Origin of the sequence: Micromonospora endophytica (assembly GCF_003236305.1) — a bacterium.
GTDB lineage: Bacteria > Actinomycetota > Actinomycetes > Mycobacteriales > Micromonosporaceae > Micromonospora > Micromonospora endophytica.
On record NZ_POTX01000422.1, the window covers coordinates 1 to 2,751 of the forward strand.

A 2,751-nucleotide genomic window follows, 5' to 3' on the forward strand; every position below is an offset into this window, starting at 1 on the left:
GAGACAGATCGTTACCCGCGAGTGGCTCTCGCGGGTAACGATCGTTACCCGCGAGTGGCTCTCGCGCCAGAGACACCTTTGCGCGATCATGCAGCTGGCCCGTGCCGGGTGCTGCGCCGAAGGCAACCGCGGACCCGTCCCACCGCGTTGAATCGGTATCGGATGAAGGAGACGGGGATGGCGTTCGGATCCGACCGGCAACGATTGACCCTGGTGCTGGCCGGGGTGGTCACGGTGCTGCTGCTGGCCGGCGGCGCACTGGTGGTGGGCCGCACCCTCACCGCCGACCGGACGGCGCCGGCCGCCACCGCGCCCGGTCCGGAGATGTCGCCGAGCGGGCAACCCAGTCCCAGCCCGACCACGCCGCCGCCGGGGGCCGACATCACCGGTCCGCTCAACCTGCTGCTGGTCGGGGTCGACACCCGGGTCAGCGTGCCCGGCTGGGAGCCGCACGCCGACGCCGTACTCGTGCTGCACGTGCCGGCGGGGCTGTCCCAGGCGTACCTCTTCTCCCTCCCCCGCGACCTGGTGGTGGACATCCCCGCCTTCAAGCCGGCCGACTACCCGGGCGGGCGGACCAAGCTCACCAACGCGATGAGCTACGGCAGCCGGGTGCCGGGCCGGTCGAAGAAGCCGGACCCCGCCCAGGGGTACGACCTGCTGCGGCGCACCGTCAGCGACTACACCGGCCTGCGCATCGACGCCGGCGCGGTGCTCACCTTCGGCGGCTTCGACAAACTGGTGGACAGCCTGGGCGGCGTCGACATCCACGTCGACCAGCGAGTGGTTTCGCGGCACCGCCGTCCCGACGGAAAGCATCGGGAACCGGGCCCCGGGGTCGGCGGCTACACCGGGCCGCAGATGGTCTACGAACCCGGCGACCGGCACCTCAACGGCTGGCAGGCGCTGGACTACGCCCGCCAGCGTTACCTGCCCGGCGGCGACTACACCCGCCAACGCCATCAGCAGCAGCTGATCCGGGCCCTGGTCGGCAAGATCCTCGACGCGGATCTGGCCCGCCAACCGGAGCGGGTCGAAGAGGTGGCCGCGGCCCTCGGCGACATGCTCGTCTACGTCGGCGGACGGCGGATCGTGGAGTTCGCGTACGCCCTCGGTGGCCTGTCGCCGGACGCTCTCACGCTCGTGGTCCTACCCGGCGGAGCGGTCGGTCAGGGCAACGCCTACCGCGGCGAGGAACTGACCCGGGTCGGCCGACGCTTCCTCACCGAACTTCGCGCCGGCCGGGTCGACGCCTACCTCGCCAAGCACCCCGACCTGACGGTCCCACCCGCACCCGCGCGTTGATCATGAGGTGAGCGGCAGTCAGATCAACTTCGCCGCTGACCTCATGATCAATCGGAGGGGAGGGCAGGTGGGGTGGTGCCGGTGAGCCAGGCGTTGAACAGGGGGGTGAGAGAGCGCCCGGAGACGCGTTCGGCGAGGGCCACGAAGTCGTCGGTGGTCGCGTTGCCGTCCCGGCGCTCGCTGGTCCAGGTGCGCAGGATCTCGAAGAAGGCGTCGTCACCCACGGTACGCCGCAGCGCGTGCACGGTGAGCGCCCCCCGCTGGTAGACGGCGCTGCTGAACATCTGCCCCGCGCCGGGATCGAGGGTGCGCCGGGACCAGTTGGTGACCGCGTACTGGCGTTCGAAGTTGCGCTGGGCGGTGGCCCCGCCGTCATGCTCCTCCCACAGCCACTCGGCGTAGCTGGCGAAACCCTCGTTCAGCCAGATGTCGCGCCAACTGGCCAGCGCCACACTGTTGCCGAACCACTGGTGGGCCAGTTCGTGGACGACCACTGAGTAGTTCGGTTCGCCGCGGCGGAAGAAGCCCGGCCCGTAGACCGGGCGCGACTGGGTCTCCAGCGCGTACCCGATCCGCTCGTCGGTGACGACCACACCGCCGTACGCCTCGAACGGGTATGGCCCGAAGAGACCGGCCAGGAAGTCCGCGATCTCACCGGTGCGGGCGAGGGACCGCGCCTCCGGCCCGGTGGCGGGCAACCCGGACGGCACGGCGGTGACCAGCGGCTTGCCGTCGTGGCTGCCGGTCTCCACCCGGTAGTCGCCGATCACCAGCGTGGTCAGGTAGCTCGCCATCGGCGAGCGCTCGGCCCACCGCCAGGTGGTCCAGCCGTCAGCGCTGCTCCGCTCCCCCGGCACGCCGTTGCTCAACGCGGCAAGGCCGTCGGGAACCGTCACCTCGATGTCGTAGGTGGCCTTGTCGGAGGGGTGGTCGTTGACCGGGAACCAGGTGGCCGCCGAGTGTGGTTGGCCGAGGGCGATAGCGCCGTCCTCGGTGTGCTGGAAGCCGCCGTCGCCCAGCACGCCGTCAGCGACGGCCTCGGGCACCCCGGCGTACGCGACCTCGACGGTGAAGCGGCTGCCGGCGGCGAGCCCCTGGCCGGGAGTGACTGTCAGTTCGCCGTCGTCGTGCTGGTGCTGCGCCGGGGAACCGTTCACCGCGACCGTGCTGACGTCCAGCCCGGCCAGGTCCAGGTTGAACCGGGACAGTCCGTGGGTGGCGGTCGCGGTGACCTCGGCCCGCCCGGTGAGCCGGTCGTCGGCCGGGTCGTAGCGCACCGCCAGCCGGTAGTGGTCGACGTCGTACCCGCCGTTGCCGCTGCCCGGCACGTACGGGTCGGCGAGATCCACACTGCCCGCCCGGAACCCGTCCTCGTCCCGCTCGTCACCCGTGCAGCTGACAAGCGTGGCCGCAGCCACCACCGCCACCGCCGCAGCCCCCCACGAC

2 protein-coding genes are annotated in these 2,751 nt (G+C 71.5%); one reads left to right on the plus strand and one right to left on the minus strand.

Going from position 1 to position 2,751, the window contains the following annotated elements:
- The first annotated feature begins 177 nt into the window (after positions 1-177).
- The gene (locus C1I93_RS30040) at positions 178-1,305 is read left to right on the plus strand and encodes an LCP family protein (RefSeq protein ID WP_111246610.1); all 1,128 of its coding nucleotides are present in this window, start codon (positions 178-180) and stop codon (positions 1,303-1,305) included.
- 47 nt (positions 1,306-1,352) lie between these two features.
- Here the strand turns inward: C1I93_RS30040 and C1I93_RS30045 are convergent, their stop codons facing one another.
- The gene (locus C1I93_RS30045) at positions 1,353-2,732 is read right to left on the minus strand and encodes a M1 family metallopeptidase (protein WP_258378380.1); all 1,380 of its coding nucleotides are present in this window, start codon (positions 2,730-2,732) and stop codon (positions 1,353-1,355) included.
- Between the last annotated feature and the right edge of the window lie 19 nt (positions 2,733-2,751).

Excerpts from the sequence above, each read along its gene's own strand:
- C1I93_RS30040 (WP_111246610.1), top strand. The coding sequence starts at position 178 with ATGGCGTTCGGATCCGACCGGCAACGATTGACCCTGGTGCTGGCCGGG.